The organism is Glutamicibacter sp. ZJUTW, from assembly GCF_008370855.1.
Lineage (GTDB): Bacteria > Actinomycetota > Actinomycetes > Actinomycetales > Micrococcaceae > Glutamicibacter > Glutamicibacter nicotianae.
In genome coordinates, this window is record NZ_CP043624.1 from 3,528,225 (window position 1) to 3,543,543 (window position 15,319).

12 protein-coding genes are annotated in these 15,319 nt (G+C 61.6%); 4 read left to right on the plus strand and 8 right to left on the minus strand.

Annotation, left to right across the window (positions count from 1 at the left end; translation table 11 throughout):
* Window positions 1-111: 111 nt before the first annotated feature.
* On the minus strand, window positions 112-1,284 hold the full coding sequence (locus tag F0M17_RS16535; RefSeq protein WP_246857094.1) for a helix-turn-helix domain-containing protein: 1,173 nt from the start codon (window positions 1,282-1,284) through the stop codon (window positions 112-114).
* Window positions 1,285-1,521: 237 nt separating this feature from the next.
* On the opposite strand from F0M17_RS16535, the gene F0M17_RS16540 reads away from it, so the two are divergent.
* The 4 genes from F0M17_RS16540 to F0M17_RS16560 all read left to right on the plus strand — a co-directional run bounded on the left by F0M17_RS16540 (window position 1,522) and on the right by F0M17_RS16560 (window position 5,709).
* Complete coding sequence (locus tag F0M17_RS16540; RefSeq protein WP_149597609.1) at window positions 1,522-3,129, plus strand: AMP-binding protein; 1,608 nt, start codon at window positions 1,522-1,524, stop codon at window positions 3,127-3,129.
* A 15-nt stretch (window positions 3,130-3,144) separates the two neighbouring features.
* The gene (locus F0M17_RS16545; RefSeq protein WP_149597610.1) at window positions 3,145-3,561 is read left to right on the plus strand and encodes a PaaI family thioesterase; all 417 of its coding nucleotides are present in this window, start codon (window positions 3,145-3,147) and stop codon (window positions 3,559-3,561) included.
* 491 nt (window positions 3,562-4,052) lie between these two features.
* Window positions 4,053-4,643, plus strand: coding sequence for a dihydrofolate reductase family protein (locus F0M17_RS16555; RefSeq protein ID WP_121867705.1), 591 nt, complete (start codon window positions 4,053-4,055; stop codon window positions 4,641-4,643).
* Between the two features lie 7 nt (window positions 4,644-4,650).
* Window positions 4,651-5,709, plus strand: a complete 1,059-nt coding sequence (locus tag F0M17_RS16560; RefSeq protein WP_149597611.1) for a sorbosone dehydrogenase family protein — start codon at window positions 4,651-4,653, stop codon at window positions 5,707-5,709.
* 93 nt (window positions 5,710-5,802) lie between these two features.
* Here F0M17_RS16560 and F0M17_RS16565 read toward each other — a convergent pair whose 3' ends face one another.
* From F0M17_RS16565 to F0M17_RS16595, 7 genes are all read right to left on the minus strand, one after another.
* Window positions 5,803-7,320 (minus strand): acetyl-CoA hydrolase/transferase family protein, encoded by a 1,518-nt coding sequence (locus F0M17_RS16565; protein WP_210416670.1) that lies wholly within the window; start codon window positions 7,318-7,320, stop codon window positions 5,803-5,805.
* 211 nt (window positions 7,321-7,531) lie between these two features.
* Window positions 7,532-7,795: a holin gene (locus tag F0M17_RS16570; RefSeq protein ID WP_149597613.1), complete on the minus strand. Its 264-nt coding sequence runs from the start codon at window positions 7,793-7,795 to the stop codon at window positions 7,532-7,534.
* Between the two features lie 11 nt (window positions 7,796-7,806).
* Window positions 7,807-8,745 carry a peptidoglycan-binding protein gene (locus F0M17_RS16575; RefSeq protein ID WP_149597614.1) on the minus strand — a complete coding sequence of 313 codons (939 nt, stop codon included), beginning with the start codon at window positions 8,743-8,745 and terminating at the stop codon, window positions 7,807-7,809.
* Between the two features lie 83 nt (window positions 8,746-8,828).
* Window positions 8,829-9,287, minus strand: coding sequence for a hypothetical protein (locus tag F0M17_RS16580; protein WP_149597615.1), 459 nt, complete (start codon window positions 9,285-9,287; stop codon window positions 8,829-8,831).
* A gap of 5 nt (window positions 9,288-9,292) precedes the next feature.
* The gene (locus F0M17_RS16585) at window positions 9,293-11,428 is read right to left on the minus strand and encodes a right-handed parallel beta-helix repeat-containing protein (RefSeq protein WP_149597616.1); all 2,136 of its coding nucleotides are present in this window, start codon (window positions 11,426-11,428) and stop codon (window positions 9,293-9,295) included.
* 235 nt (window positions 11,429-11,663) lie between these two features.
* Entirely contained in the window at window positions 11,664-12,764 is a 1,101-nt protein-coding gene (locus F0M17_RS16590) for a hypothetical protein (protein ID WP_149597617.1), read from the minus strand.
* A gap of 3 nt (window positions 12,765-12,767) precedes the next feature.
* Entirely contained in the window at window positions 12,768-15,314 is a 2,547-nt protein-coding gene (locus tag F0M17_RS16595; protein WP_149597618.1) for a fibronectin type III domain-containing protein, read from the minus strand.
* Window positions 15,315-15,319 lie beyond the last annotated feature (5 nt).

Genomic DNA, 15,319 nt, shown 5'->3' on the forward strand with positions numbered 1-15,319 from the left:
ACTTCATTTCTTTCTGGAACCGTCTAATTGGTGCGTCAGGTGCCCTGCCGCGTGGAATCCAGATTATGACGTGGATCACAAGAAGAAAGGGTTGCAAAAGGTTGCGCGATGTCAGCAGGAGAAGACCACCGGCACGGTCAGCCGGTATGGGCGCGCGGCGATGATTCCGCCGAGCTTGGCACGCAGCCGTGACACCTCGGCGCGCACCGTCACCGCACTCACGGGCCTAGGCCACAGCTCAGCGAGCCCGTCCGCATCGACACCCTGGTGCCGACGGGCTAGAAGCTCCAGGATCTGCCAATGCCGCCACCCCAGTGGCACTTCGGTGCGTTCCGAGCCCACGCTGATCACCACCTTAGGCACCGGGCCGGAGCACAGTTCCAGCACTACCCGCTCCGCAACGGGACGCAGTAACCATCCCCCGGGGACCGGTGCGGCGTGCATGGCGCCCAGACCGCGTACCCAGACGTTGCCCTCCTGCAGCCCCCCAGGCACAGGGAGGCGTGCCGGGCAGTCGAATCCTCGGCTGGCGGCCACGGCAAGATGCCCATCCACCAGCACGTAGCGTCCGCCCGGGCCATCCACGGCACTGCGCAGCTCGTCCAGCTCCAGCTGGTGCAGCCGCAGTAGCTCACCCTCGGCCTCCCGCGCGGTCGCGGAAACCAGCGCGAGGGTGTGCGGATGCGCGGTACGGAAGGACCCAGCCAGAGTCACCGTGGCCGCCAAGGCGCCGGTGGCCGGGTTGACGATCGGCGCCGAGGTGCACACCCAGGCATGCTGCTCCTCGCGGGCATGCTCCGGGCCGAAGACCTGAATGGGAATCCGGTCGACCATAACCGTGCCGATGCCATTGGTTCCCACATCCGCCTCCCGCCAGCGCGCTCCAGGAATGAAGCCGATACCGTCACTTTGCCGGCGCACGGCGCGCGGGCCGCGCACCGAGAGGATGTAGCCTTCCTCGTCGGTGATGACCAGCTGGTTTTCTGCCTGCCCTGCCAGGGGCAGGAGCCGGTCGCCCAGCAGTTGGCCGAGAATCGACATTTCCTGGTTGCCCCGCCGGCGAGCAGCCAGCTCTTCCTCCGGCAGCAACCTGGATTCTCCACCGCGGCCCGGAGCCCGCTTCCAGGAGCGCGCAATGACCGGACGCACCTCGCTCCGGATGCGCGCGCCCTCGGACCAGGCGCGATGCAAGGGCAGCAATTGCCGGGCGTAACCCAGTGGATCCACACCGGCGCCGAGCGCAGCTTGCAGGCTCTGGGCAGCAGGAGTGCGGACAGGTGTCATGCTTAGAGAATGGCATGCATCCTGGTCTAGGGGAAGACTTGCAGTCCTTTCCTGCATGCCAGCGCCACTGCTGTGCACTCGGCGCTGCAATGCATCCATTCAACGAAATGAAACTTCGTTTCGTAGATAGAACTGCAGTTTCATGCCACGATATGAATCAGTGTGATCCACTCCATATTCCGAGCCGGCGAACCCGGCTGCAGCGGAACAGTAACAGAGAACAAAGGACGTCACCCCATGGTCATGACCCGTGCAAACCATTCAGAACTGACCCCGCTGCGTTTCCTTGAGCGCACAACCGAGGCCTATCCGAAGAAGACCGCCGTCATCCATGGAACTCGCAGCTACACCTACGCGGAACTCGAAGCACGCGTGCACCGGTTTTCCCAGGCGCTGAAGGCGCGCATTGAACCGGGCGACCGCGTGGCCGTGCTGGCACCGAATACTCCCGAAATGCTCATGGCGCATTACGCCGTACCGCTGGCTGGCGGCGTCCTCATTGCCCTGAATACCCGCCTTTCGGCCCACGAGCTGCAGTACATCATTGATCATTCGGCTACCAAGCTGATGCTTGCCGACACCGAGCTGCTGGAGAATACGAAGACCCTGCGCCGGGAGAACCCGACGCTGGAGGCGCTCATCGAAATCACCGATGACCAGTACTCCGGACCGCGTCCCGAAGTGCAAGTGGACGCCACCTTGGACGAGCTGCTCGCAGAAACCTCGGATGAGAAGCTTCCCTATGCCATAGCCGACGAGCGGGCGCCGATCACCCTCAACTACACGTCAGGCACCACCGGCAAGCCGAAGGGCGTGCTCTACTCGCACCGCGGCAGCTACCTGAATTCCTTGGGCGAAGCGCACCACCAGGGCTTCACCGCCAAGACCCGCTACCTGTGGACCCTGCCGATGTTCCACTGCAATGGATGGTGCACCCCATGGGCCGTTACCGCAGCAGGAGGAACCCACCTGTGCCTGCGCGGCGTGCGCGAGGATGCGGTCTGGGACGCCATCGAGAATCTGGGGACCACGCACCTGTGCGGCGCCCCGACCGTTTGCTCCATCATCGCCGACTCCACCCGCGCCCACCAGCTTGATGCGCCATTGCGGATCACCACCGCTGGCGCTCCGCCATCCCCGGCCATCATCTCCAAGCTGCAGAATCTGGGCATCGAAGTAGTCCACGTGTACGGCCTGACCGAAGTCTATGGGCCGTACACGGTGTGCGAATACCAGGATGAGTGGGATGAGCTCGATGGGCCGGCCCGGGCAGCGAAGCTCGCCCGCCAGGGCGTTGGCATGATCACCGCCGAGTCCGCGCGCATTGTCGACGAGAACATGGACGATGTCCCGGCGGACGGGCAGACCATGGGCGAAATCGTGCTGCGCGGCAATAACGTCATGATCGGCTACTACCGCGACGACGCCGCCACCGCCCAAGCTTTCCATGGCGGCTGGTTCCACACCGGCGACCTCGGCGTCATGCACCCGGACGGCTACATCCAGGTGCGCGACCGGGCCAAGGACATCATCATTTCCGGCGGCGAGAACATCTCCACCATCGAGGTGGAACAGGCCCTCGCATCGCACCCAGAAGTGCTGGACCTTGCAGTCATCGGCGTCGCCGACGAGAAATGGGGCGAGCGCCCGGTGGCTTATGTCATCCGCACCAGCGGATCCACCCTGGATGCCGAAACCCTGATTGGCTTCGCCCGCGAAAAGCTGGCCGGATTCAAGGTGCCGCGCACCATCGTCTTCCCGCAGGATCTGCCGCGCACCTCCACTGGTAAGGTGCAGAAGAATGTTCTGCGCGCCCAGGCGCTTGAAGACAGCACGACGAACTAGCTCAAGGACCAGTAATTGGATAAGCCAGCACCACGGATTCCTGACAAGACCAGCCGATTCAGCGCAAGCATCGGATTGGAATTCGATGAAATCACTGCCACTGAAGTACGTGCCCACGCGCAGTTGGACGAGAACCACCACACTCCGTGGGGCGTGGTCCATGGAGGCGTGTACGCCTCGATGATCGAGAGTGCAGGGTCGGTTGGCGCCAGCTATGCGGTGGCCGAACGCGGGCAATTCGCCGTTGGAGTGCACAATGCCACTGACTTCCTGCGCCCCTCCACCGGGGCGCGGGTCCAGGTGGTCGCCACCGCGCTGTTCCAAGGGCGCACCCAGCAGCTCTGGGAGGTCATCATCACCGATGAAGCCACCGGCAAGCAGCTCTCCCGTGGCCAGCTTCGTACCCAGAATGTGGACTTGCCCAAGGACTGACGTCAAGCAGAAGATTCATAAGATGCGCATCATGGCCAGCACAGTGAGCGTGCATTTCATGTAGTGCGCCCGCAATGCACAGATGCAGTACTGCCAAAGGCGGGAAGAAGGTGCGCAATTGAAGGTCTCCGCAAATATACTCGTCGGCAAATGTCCGCTATGGACTTGGGTAATGATGGGATTGGCGCTTGCTTCTGCCCTGGCCCTCATTGACTGGGCAGACACGGGGACGGCAAAACCACTCTGGATGTTCCTCCTGCCCACTGCCTTTGGCTTATTGGGAGGCATCGTGGCTGCGTTGAAGAAGAGCTTTGGATGGGCCCTCATCTCGCTGGCTTTCGGCCTGCTGGTTGTGCAACTGCTATCCGTCGTGGTCACCGTGGTCCAGGGTCCATAACGGTTCCCTGAGAATCCCGCGTCACTGCTTTTCCCTCTGCGAGCACCTGCGTACGGTAGGTGGCATCTAACGCCCGAGCTCCAGGAGGTTCGCCATGAGCGCGACCTATACCTTCGATGTGTTCAGCAGCCTTGATGGCTTCGGCAGTGCCGGAAGCGATTGGGGCGGCTATTGGGGAAAGCAAGGGCCGGAACTGCTGGCCCATCGGCTCGAACTGTATACGCCAGCATGCCGAGTAGTCTTCGGAGCCAACACCTTCCGCCTCTTCAGCCGCTTCTGGGAAGAAATCGAAATGAATCCCGAGGTGGAAGACGCGTGGGGCGTAGCCTTGCACGACAAGCCCGCCACCGTCATCTCCACCACCTTGGAAGAGCCTCTGAACTGGCCCAACCCCACACTGGAGCGCGCTGATGCACTGGAAGTCGTCGCGCGGCTGAAGGAAACCTCAGATGTGCCGCTGCGCTCCCACGGTTCTCTCGCCATGAACCATTCCCTGCTCGCGGCAGGCCTGGTCGATTTCATCCAGGTGACCATCTTCCCCGTGCTGACCGGGCACAGCGGCTCAGCTCCTGTACTTGGCGGGGTGGACGACTATGACCTGGAACTTGTCGATTCCAAGCTGCTGGACGGCCGGATCCAGGAGTTGACCTATCGTCCGACGCGCCATCAACCAGCACACAGCTAGCAGCACCATGCCTCGCATCCTCTTTCCTTGGACGCTGGTTGGCATGCTCCTGCTCAATGGGTGCGCTGCACCGACCGCCAGCGACCAGCCTGCCAGCACGCCCGCTCCCCTGGCCACCGGTCTGGAAGCCCCCTGGTCAATGGTCTACGCCCAAGGCAGCTTGCTGGTCAGCGAACGGGATTCGGGACGCATCGTGGAAATCCTGGATTCCGGGCAGCATCAGGAAGTCGCTCGGGTCGATGGCGTGGCAGCCCAGGGCGAAGGCGGGTTGCTCGGCTTGGCCTTCCTCGCCCCCGATCAGCTGTACGCCTACTCCACCACGGAATCAGGCAACCGCATCCAGCAGTTCACCGTGCAGGGCACCACGGGAAGCCTTTCGCTCTCGGCACCGCGCACGCTGCTCTCCGCCTTGCCGTCGGCGAGCATCCACAATGGCGGGCGGCTCGCAGTCGGGCCCGATGGCATGCTCTATGCCTCCGTCGGGGACGCGGCGGACCCCCAGCAGGCCCAGGACCTCCAGCAATTGGGCGGCAAGATACTGCGCATGGCACCGGATGGCAGCATCCCGGACGATAATCCATTCTCAGGAACCTATGTCTACAGCTACGGGCACCGCAATGTGCAGGGCATGGCGTGGAGCTCGGACGGGACCATGTATGCCAGCGAGTTCGGGCAGAACACCTGGGACGAGTTGAACATCATCGAGGCCGGAGGCAATTACGGCTGGCCGCTGGTCGAGGGATCCGGCGGCACAACGGATCAGTACACTGATCCGATCGCGCAGTGGGCGCCGTCCGAGGCGAGCCCCAGCGGCATCGCGATTGTCGACGATACCTTGTACCTGGCAAACCTGCGCGGAGCGCTCCTGCGCAGCGTCAGCCTGGATTCACCCGATAGCCAATCAGAACTGCTGGTGGGCGAGCATGGGAGGCTGCGCGATGCCTTGCTGTCCGAGAATGGAGACCTGCTGGTCTTGACCAGCAATACCGACGGCCGCGGCAACCCGACCCCGCAGGATGACCAGATCCTGGGCATCAAGCTCGTTCCGCAGTCACCCACTGGATAATCTCCGCCAAGCCGTCCCTGCGGCCGGATCCCATGGAAATGACGGAGGGCCGGAACCATGGTGCTGGCCCTCCGCCATCTGATCCAGTCCAGCCTAGTTGGCCGGGCGCATGTCTCCGGTCTGCCGGAAGCGCTCATGCCAGGACAGCGCCTCGCCCAGCAGGTGCGGGGTGTGCTTGCCGTAGCTCTCCTTGCAGGCACGGTCGAAGTAGTCCTGCAGCATCGGGCGGTACTCCGGGTGGGCGCAATTGTCGATGACAGTCTGCGCACGCTGCTTGGGCGAATGCCCGCGCAGGTCGGCCAGGCCCTGCTCCGTAATCAGGATCATGGTGTCGTGCTCAGTGTGATCCACGTGGGAGGCCATCGGAACGATGCCGGAGATCTTGCCGCCCTTGGCGGTGGATGGGGACATGAACACCGACAGGTAGCCGTTGCGGGCGAAGTCGCCCGAACCGCCGATGCCGTTCATCACGTGCGAGCCGAGCACGTTGGTGGAGTTCACGTTGCCGTAGATGTCGGCTTCGATCATGCCGTTCAGCGCAATGCAGCCCAGGCGGCGGATAATCTCCGGGTGGTTCGAGATCTCCTGGGCGCGCAGCAGGATGCGCTTGCGGTAGTGGTCGACGTTGCGGTTGAATTCCTCGATGCCCTCCGAGGACAGCGAGAAGCTGGTGGCGGAGGCGAACTCGATGGTGCCGTCCTTGATCAGCTCCAGCATGCCGTCCTGGATGACCTCGGTGTAGGCGGTCAGGCCCTTGTAGCCGCCGCGGGACAGGCCGGCCAGCACGGCGTTGGCGATATTGCCCACGCCCGACTGCAGAGGCAGCAGCTTCTCGGACAGGCGTCCGGCGCGGATCTCGGAATCAAGGAAGGTCAGCAGGAGATCCGCGATCTTCTCGCTGGTCTCGTCCACTGGCGCGAAGGGGCTCAGGCGGTCAGGTGCGTCGGTTTCCACGACGGCGACGATCTTGTTCACGTCGACGTCCATGTACTGCTGTCCGATGCGGTCGCGCACGGTTCTCAGGTCGATCGGCTTGCGGTGCGGTGGGAGCGCGGTGCCGTAGTAGACGTCGTGCATGCCTTCCATGGCCGCTGACTGCTGGCTGTTGACCTCGATAATGACCTTGTCGGCCATTTCCAGCCAGGTCTTGTTGTTGCCTACCGAGCTGGAAGGGATCAACGCTCCCTCGGCAGTGACGCCGACAACCTCGACGATGGCCAGATCGATCTTGCCGTAGAAGCCGAACCAGGCGTGCTGTGCCACATGGGACAGGTGGATGTCCATGTATTCCATGTTGCCGTCGTTGATCCGGCGGCGCAGCTCGGGGTCGGACATGTACGGCAGGCGCAGGTTCATGCCCTCGGCCTTGGCCAGCACGCCATCCAGTTCAGGGGCGGTGGAAGCGCCGGTCAGCACGTTGATCTTGAAGTCCTTGCCGGCAGCGTGCTGGCGCTCCATCTGCGCGGCCAGTGCCCCGGGCACTGCCTTCGGGTATCCAGCACCGGTAAAGCCGCTCATGGCTACGGTCATGCCCGGCTTGATGAACTCGGCAGCCTGCTCGGCGCTCATCAAGCGATCAGCAAAGGCCCGGTGGTGAATACGTTCGTGCAAAACGCTAAACCAACTCTCTCATGGTTGTTTATCGACTCTGATGCTTTCAACTCTACAGTTGGCATCGTCTGACGCAGAAAAATCGCCCGATCATTTTCCTGGTACCAGGAAAATGATCGGGCGATTTACGTTTATGCCAGGCTCCCGGCTAACGGCCGCTTCCGGGGGTCCAGCGTTGCGCAGGTCGTCACCCAGCCTGCGCTCTGGGGGTCTAATCAGCCAGATGCTTGGCCATGCTCTTGTTCGGCACGTTGCCGGAGAACACCAGCGAAGTCAGCACCGACACCAGAACACCACCGAGGAACGCACCACCGAGAGTCACGAAATCCACGGCGAACGCGTTGATCACCTGAGCGGCCTCACCATCGACAGTGCCAGCGGTCACGCCGACACCAAGGGTGAGCAACGCGAACTGCGCACCAGTCTTGATGCCACGCTCGGCGACACCCTTCCAAAATTCCTTAGTCCACAACATGATCTCCTCCTTTACCATTTGAAAGCTGGGATGTCGAAGGCCTCGCAGAACACTTCGCCTGCCTGGCCGTCGATCTTGTACTTACGCGGGTTGTACCGCTTGCGGTTCGACTTCTGCACCGCGGCAACATGCCGGTTAGTGAGCTTGCCGTAGTGGCCATCGGCGAGCATCCGACCCAACCGCTTCGAAGCCTTCCACCGGACAACAGCGGGCTGCAGCACGTCACGCACCCACTCGAACCAGCGCTGGGTCAGCGGACCCCATTCGCCGTCGGCCTTGAACTTCGCGCCACCGTAGACGATCGCATCGGTCTGGAACGACTTCACACCAGCCTTCGTCATTGACTGGTATTTGCCGTCGATCTCGCCGTCGTACTTGTCGATGCTGCGCAGGTACCGCTGCACCGCCTTGGTGTCTTCGACGCTCAGGCCGTCCCAGACCGGATCCGGCTTGGATGCCACAGGTTCGATCTTGGCTGGTGGCGGGTTGTGCAGGTCCTGGCCGGCACGGATCTGGTCGGCGATCTTCTTCATGAGGACGTTTCCGCCCTTCAGCTCGAAGTGCATCTCGTCCTTGCGGCCGGCGTAGTCTCCGCCCCATCGGACGGCGCCGCCGCAGTCGGCGACGATGGCACGGATCTTGCGTTCCTGCGCGTTGGTGAAGGTGCCCTTCAGTCCGAGCCAGTGGTCCGGGGCGTTCGTGTCGATTGCTACGCCGGCGTTGTGCTCGGACGGGATGCCGAGCAGGCCGCGCACCGAGCGTGCAGCCCAGCCCCAGGATTTGGATCGGACGATGGGTTCGACTTCTTCATGGAAGCGGCGTGCCAGGTAATCAAGGACGATGTAGTGGTCGCCGTTGCGGACCTTGCCTGTGACCCATGGGAAGTTCACGAGTCGTTTGTCTTTGGCGGTGAGTACGTCCCAGCCGAGCCGGGTGAGTTTGACAGCCATGAGGGGTGCCTTTCGGGTATGGGAAGGGCCCCGCCCCAGGGTGGGGCGAGGCCGTGCGGAATAGTGGTTTCAGATGGGTTGGGCTACTCGTGTTCGGCGGGGGGATCCACGTACTGCTTGTGCAGTTCCCGGATCAACCGGTCCCGTTCGGCGGCTTGTTCAAGGTGTTCTCCGAAGTCCTTCCGCAACAGCTCTGTCTCCCTTCGTCCCAGCCGGTCGTCAGCGCTCAGCCGTCCGATGCTCTGCCGGGTCAGATGTGCCGTGTCCTGCAGGCCACGGATGTCCCTGCCTTGCTCGGCGAGAGTTTCCTTGACGCTTTTCACATCATCATGGATCTCGTCCCACCGGTCAGATGCCGGAGAGTCCCGGTTGTTGATCGACTGCTCCGTCTTATGCGAAGCCGTCGCCGCCTCCTCCGCCTTATGCGCTGCCTCAGAAGCGGTCTTACCCAGCTCCGCGATCTTGCTGCGCAGTGTCAACCAGGCTGTTCCCAGGGCGGTGATCGTAATCAGGCCCTGCACGATAATCGTTGTCCAGTCCATTTCCGCTACACCGTGTACTCGATGTTGCCGTAGGACGTGCCCGCTCCGGTGAGCGAGGCGAGGCGCGTGTTGACGCCCTCGATCCGGTTGTCCAAGGTGACTCGGGTATTAGTCGAGTTGGAACCTCCAATGCCAGTTATGCTGAATGGCAGCGAGGAAGCAGTGACGCTGTTAGTGCTGACAAGTCCTGCATCTGAACCAGAGAACAGGATGCCAACGCCGCTCGAAACACGTGCAGGGTTTTTTACCTTGTTCGAGATGATCTCGAATCCTAGGACAGCGTTTACACCGATACCGTGCGACCCTGCATCCATGACCTTATTGTTTTCAACATGCGCATCGGCAGCTGGGAATTCCGGGACAGCGTTAGCGTTATCGACGATAATTCCATAGTTGAGGGTATTGGTAATGCAGTTGCCCCTCACTTGGACCCCTTGAGAACCTGCAACCTCAACCCCCCTGCTGCTGTGTCCACCGATGTTCCGCTCAATCAGGATCGTGTTGCAGATCAGCGCACGGATGAACGGCCCTGTTGAACGTCCAGGCAGATTGCGCACCCTTGTATTGCCGACGATCTGGACGTTGCTAATCCACCCCCATGCCCCATCTACACCAGATACGCCCGTACCAAGTATGGATATGTCGGTATCGGACGTGTCGGTAAAACTGTTTTCGGTGATCTTCAGATCGGTTGGGTTCTCACGGGTTGGTGCCGTGTCCCATGTCTTGGTTGTGGTGTTCCACGCCTTCGCGCCAGTGAAGTTATTAGCACGGATTCCGAACTGGCATCCAGCGAACCGGTTCTTGTAGATGTCGCAGTTGTCCCATGTGTAAACGGTGATTGCGATATACGTGCATCCTACGAAGTCGCAGTCGGTGATGCTGATGCCGCCGGTAAGTAGGCCTCGGGAACGATTGATCGCACTATGATTACCTACACCGGTTGGCCATGCTTGGGTTCCTGCTGTACCCGAAGCACCGAAGTAGCATTTACCGTCAATGGTGATATTGCGGCTGGCTGCGCCGTTCGCATCAAGAACCCAAGATCCTCCCGTTTCGACGGTGTCGTTCATGGGCCCGATTTGGATTGCTTCAGTGTAGTTCCTGGACTGGTCGGTGGTTCCGTCGATGTATCCGCGGAACTTGCTTCTGCGAATTTGAAGGCCGTCTATGCCGTTGATGTCTAGGCCGTGGTTTGTCACCACGTCTTTGACATTGACATTGTCGATCAGGATGTTCCTGGCAGCCAGAAACATGAAGCAGTTGAATCCAGTTGGGACGTAGGCTTCGTCTAAGACTGCGCCGTCCCATTCACCGCCAACAATTTCAATGTTTCCATGGCCGGAGTATGGATCATTGGAGTTGGACAGCGGGGATACCCCGATGTCGGCAGGCTTATTGATGCCTCCCCAGGAGAGGCCTATGCGCTTATACACGACGCCCGGTGCGGAGCGGAGCCGGAAGTTCCGGGGGAAGTAGAATTTACCTACTCTGTAGGGTTGCCCAAAAGTCGGTAGGGGGACGAAAACTTCACCGCCGCCGAGTGAACCAACGTAGTCAAAGGCCGCCTGGAACTTGGCGGTCTCATCCGTACCGTCACCGATGACACCGAAGTCCCTGACATTTACCGTCAGCTCTCCACGCTTGGTGTAGCGTGCGTCGGCAGCGTTTTGCGTGTCGGATCCATTCAAGCCTACGAGGGCCGCAAAAGTGGCATCGACCTCCGCCTGCGGCAACCAGCGTGCATCGCCAGCCGTGGCAGTCTGCGAAGCATCATTGCCCACGAGCGTGGAAATCACGTCATCTGCGGGGGCTTCGACAAGGCTTGCCGCCAGCTCCGCTGCGGCTGCTGCTTCCTGCGCGGCAGTGGCGGCAGCGCCTACCGCGTTCAAGTCCACTAGGTAGTAGGTGATCGAGCCGACGGTGAGCTTCACGTGGGCTGGTCCGTCAAGGATCTGGAAAGGCTGCACATACCCCTGCGAGTTCGACACCAGCGCCGCGATCGGGTTGCCGTCCAAGTCAAGGATGTCTTCGAAAGGCAGGTCCGTGTCCGGGTGGGATACACGGGCGACTTGTCCTGGCACTGCACGCTTGACTACCTGGTCGTAGGCGAGGGACACATCAAAATGGGCCATGGCCATGGCTAGCCTCCGTATCTTCCGAGAATGACGAGCTGCCTGCCCTGCATCAGGCAGAGGACCCGGTCGTTAACTAAAAGACCCCCGACAAGCGGGGGTTTGGTTGGTTCTTGAGGTTCCTCTTCGAACCCGTCGAGTTGCACCGTGAGCGGTGTAGTACTGGTGACTGTTGCGTCAACCCACCGGGTGATCGGCGGGGACTTAGCCGGTGGGCTGTCATTCACGAAAGGGTTGTTGATCATTGGATGAACTCCCTCAGCGTCGTGGAGCACAAGGCTCCGGTGTCCATGCTGTAGCTGATCGTCTGCAACGTCGTGGCCACATCAATCGCTTCCACGCCGCGCCGGAATGCCACCACACTGTTCAAATCAATCGGGATCGGCGCGTGCTGGATGCTGAACGTGGAACCGACTTGCTGGCCGGTCTGCAGCAGCCGTTCGGCGATCGCCTGCAGCGTCGCCTGGCTGGATGCCTCTTGCCCTTCCTCGTACCGGCTGATGACCCGCCCGCGGGTCGCGATAGAGAAAGGCCCAGTGCCGTTGTCTTCTGCCACAGCAACCGGGGCCGCGGTGTCGCCGTCGGACTGCCCAGTAACGATGACCCGGTTCGGCACGTCGAACGTGTCGAAATCATGGGTGAACTCCGGAGAGTAGATCGACTTTTCGTTGTCCTCGAACTCCCACGACATGCCCCGATCTGCAGGCGACAGGTACGGGCTAGTTCGGAACACCCCGTCACCGTCCACCCAGATCGAGAAATAATTCACGGATTCGAGCAGGTCATTGATGATCCGCAGCCGGGAGGTGCCGGCCGGCCAAACCATCGCCGTAGCCAGCGTCTGCGTTGACTCCTCGAACGCTGTCCTTGTTTGCCCCGATAGGGCAAGGACGGCACGCACCGCGGTGATGACGTTGGACCCTTTGGCCACTTGGTAGGAGGCCGGGATGAGGTCGTCTTCGAGGATTTTCGTCTTGTCGTACATTTCCAGCGATACCGTACGGTCGCCGTCCTTGTATTCGCTGGACGGGGTGGCCACCAGGAATACTCCCAGCGGCCACTCCACTGCTGCCCCGCCAGCCTCGGTCCGGTATATCGGCTGGACTCGGTGCTGGTTCCAGTCGAGCGGCGTTCCCGAGTATTCGATGCTGCCGGAGCCGCGGATGGCTGCGTTCACATTGAACGTGAATTCGCCGCCCACGACCCCGACCAGCTGGGTCAGCAGGACGTCGTTGTTGTTGAGGAGGTTGACCCGCCACGATTCCTGCCGGTGCCCGGACAGCGGGTCCGCTGGTCTGGTGCGCCGGCCGGAAATGTCCAGTGCGTAGATCTGGGCGGGCATAACCTATACCTCCTCTACTTGCTCGAACGTCATGCTGACTTCTTCGAATATCTGCCGTCTTGACCGGGCGTATTGCTGGAATGCGGCGATGAACCGGTCTCCGGACCCGCCGAAAGCTGGACCAGGTTCCCGGTAGCAAATTGGTTCCCCGTCGTCGTACAGGGCTTGCCACTCGGTATCTGTTGACCCGCCGCCGGAAGTTCGACCGGAGACCGTGACGGCTTTGGTGCGCGCTTCGCCGGAGGTCATGACCGGGTATTGTCGGCCTGCGAAGTGGTTCAGCGTTTTCGCCCTGGTTGGGGTTTGGCTGGTTTCGACGTTGTCGCGGATCCGGCAGATCACTGACCAGTCCGGGCCTCCGTTGACGAACACCCAGCCTTTGGACTCGATCATGACGGGCACCGGCGTGGATTCCAGAGACGACGGCAACGCCGAATAGCTGATCACCCGGTAGTAGTTCACTGTGTCCAGAACCGGGATGAAATCCACCGTCGACGTTGAAGGGTCCAAACCGTCTGCAATCGTGGTCCAGTCCTCCCCGTCAGCACTGTGCTGCAGGTCCGCAGACACCGCTTCCGCCTCAGTCTCCGAAGGCGCAGGGTGCTCGATGCTCACGACAACACCACCCAAATCCAGATCCCACACGGCTTCAATTGCAGGAGTTGGCGGTTTCGCATAGTTGACGTTGAATTCCTGTGCAGCTTCATAGGACCACAACCCCGCAGCGTCCTTCACCGACACAGACACCGTATAGGTGCCGCCATCAGCGAGGACATAGGGGATTTCGTAGGATGTTGAAGCCATCGACAGAGTACGTGCCCACACCTGGGCGCCGTTCGCATCGTCAAGACGCAACCGGACACCAGTCTGCGTGGTCGTTTCCGGGTCGAAGTATCCCCACTCCACGGCCAGCGTGGACGACAGGATTTCCGGTATGCCCGCCGAACCGTCAGGGTAGATGATCGTCGCGGACGGGCGTGCCGACACCGTGACCACAGCGAGCTGCGACCACGGCGACGGGTTCGCGTGGTCGCCCCACGTGCGGACCTGCCACTCCAATGTGGTCCCGTTGGTGAACGTGTCCAACGCGAACAGTTTGAACTCGTTGGCGGACAGGACCTTCCCCGTCCCCACCCACGCTCCGCCGTCCACACGGTACTGCACTTCGTAAGCGGTCTGCGAGGTCGTATCCACCGAGTTGTGCACCCAGTTGAACGCGATGCTGTCCATGCCGTCCACAGCCGTCGCCGACGGCACCAAGCCTGTCGGGGCGTTCGGTGGGGCGAGGAGCTGCACCACGTTCGACCGTGCAGAAAACGCAGACCACAAGTCCGGGCCAGTCTCCGTCGAAGCTGTAGCCCACACGCCAGTCTTCAGCCGGTACTGGTATGTTTTCGTCGGGTCAGGGCTGGCATGAGTCCATGAAGTTGTCCCCGCAACGAACAGTACGTCACGGCTCGTTCCGTCCACGCCGTCAGCGGTGATCCACACTTCCACGCCCTGGTGCTTACGCACCCCCGCCAAAGACCAGGTGAGCACCACATCGGCACCTTGACGCTTAGCAACAAGGTTCGTCGGCGGTGCAGGGGTCGTGGCGATATACGGGGTGTAGGCGAAGCTACTGGACCCGGAAGAGTTCTTCGAACGGACCGCGTACCGGTACTGCTGATTCGCGACCGTGGTCGAGTCGGTGAAGCTCGACACGGATCCGGACACGGTGGCGATGGTCTTGTACGCGCCGGAAGCGATGTCCCAACGCCGGATCTCCTGCTGCGTAATCGGGGAAGCAGTAGAGCTGCTGCCCCTAGTCCAGGACACCACATGCCGGGTGTCCGAGGAGCGGGTCACCGTCGCGTTCGACGGTGCCGCCGGAGGATCCGGTGGCGTGTGCACCGTGTTCGAGTATGCCCAGGAGGACACTCCGCTGCTGTTGCGGGCGCGGACACGGTACTGGTAGTCGGCATTCCTCGCAAAAGCCCCGGTGATGTACGAGGACGCACCACCAGACAGGGTCGCGGAGTCCTGCCACACGCCGTCGTTGCGTTGGTAGTTCAGCTCGATGCTGTCGTACGGTGCCGAACTGGATGGCCTGCGAGTCCACGTAACACGCCCACCGCTTCCGTACAGCGACAGGCTGACGTTCGATGGTGCTGATGGCTTCTGGTACGGGCGGCGGGCGGTCGTGTGCTGCCCGGACACCGACGCGGTGCCGGGGATCGCGTTGATCCCCGACAGTTCCGCAGTGAAGCTCGTGTACACGTTCCCGCTATAGGAAGTCGACACCGTCCGCGACAGGGTGCGTACCTTGGTTGTGCCGCCGCCGGAGCCGTGGCTGATGCTCACAGCCCCGGACGAAGACCACGAACCGCTAATTGACAGGTTGTTGGTGGAGTCCGAAACCGATGCTTTGGTCTGCACCCAAATGTCGACGGTAACGGTAACAGAGGAGGTTCCCGAGCTGACAGTCGATGGTGACTGCGAGAACTCGTAGCCCAGGCGCATGCCGTTGCCCGAACTGTTGTTCTGGTAGCTTCCCCAAGTAATCGCCATCGGGG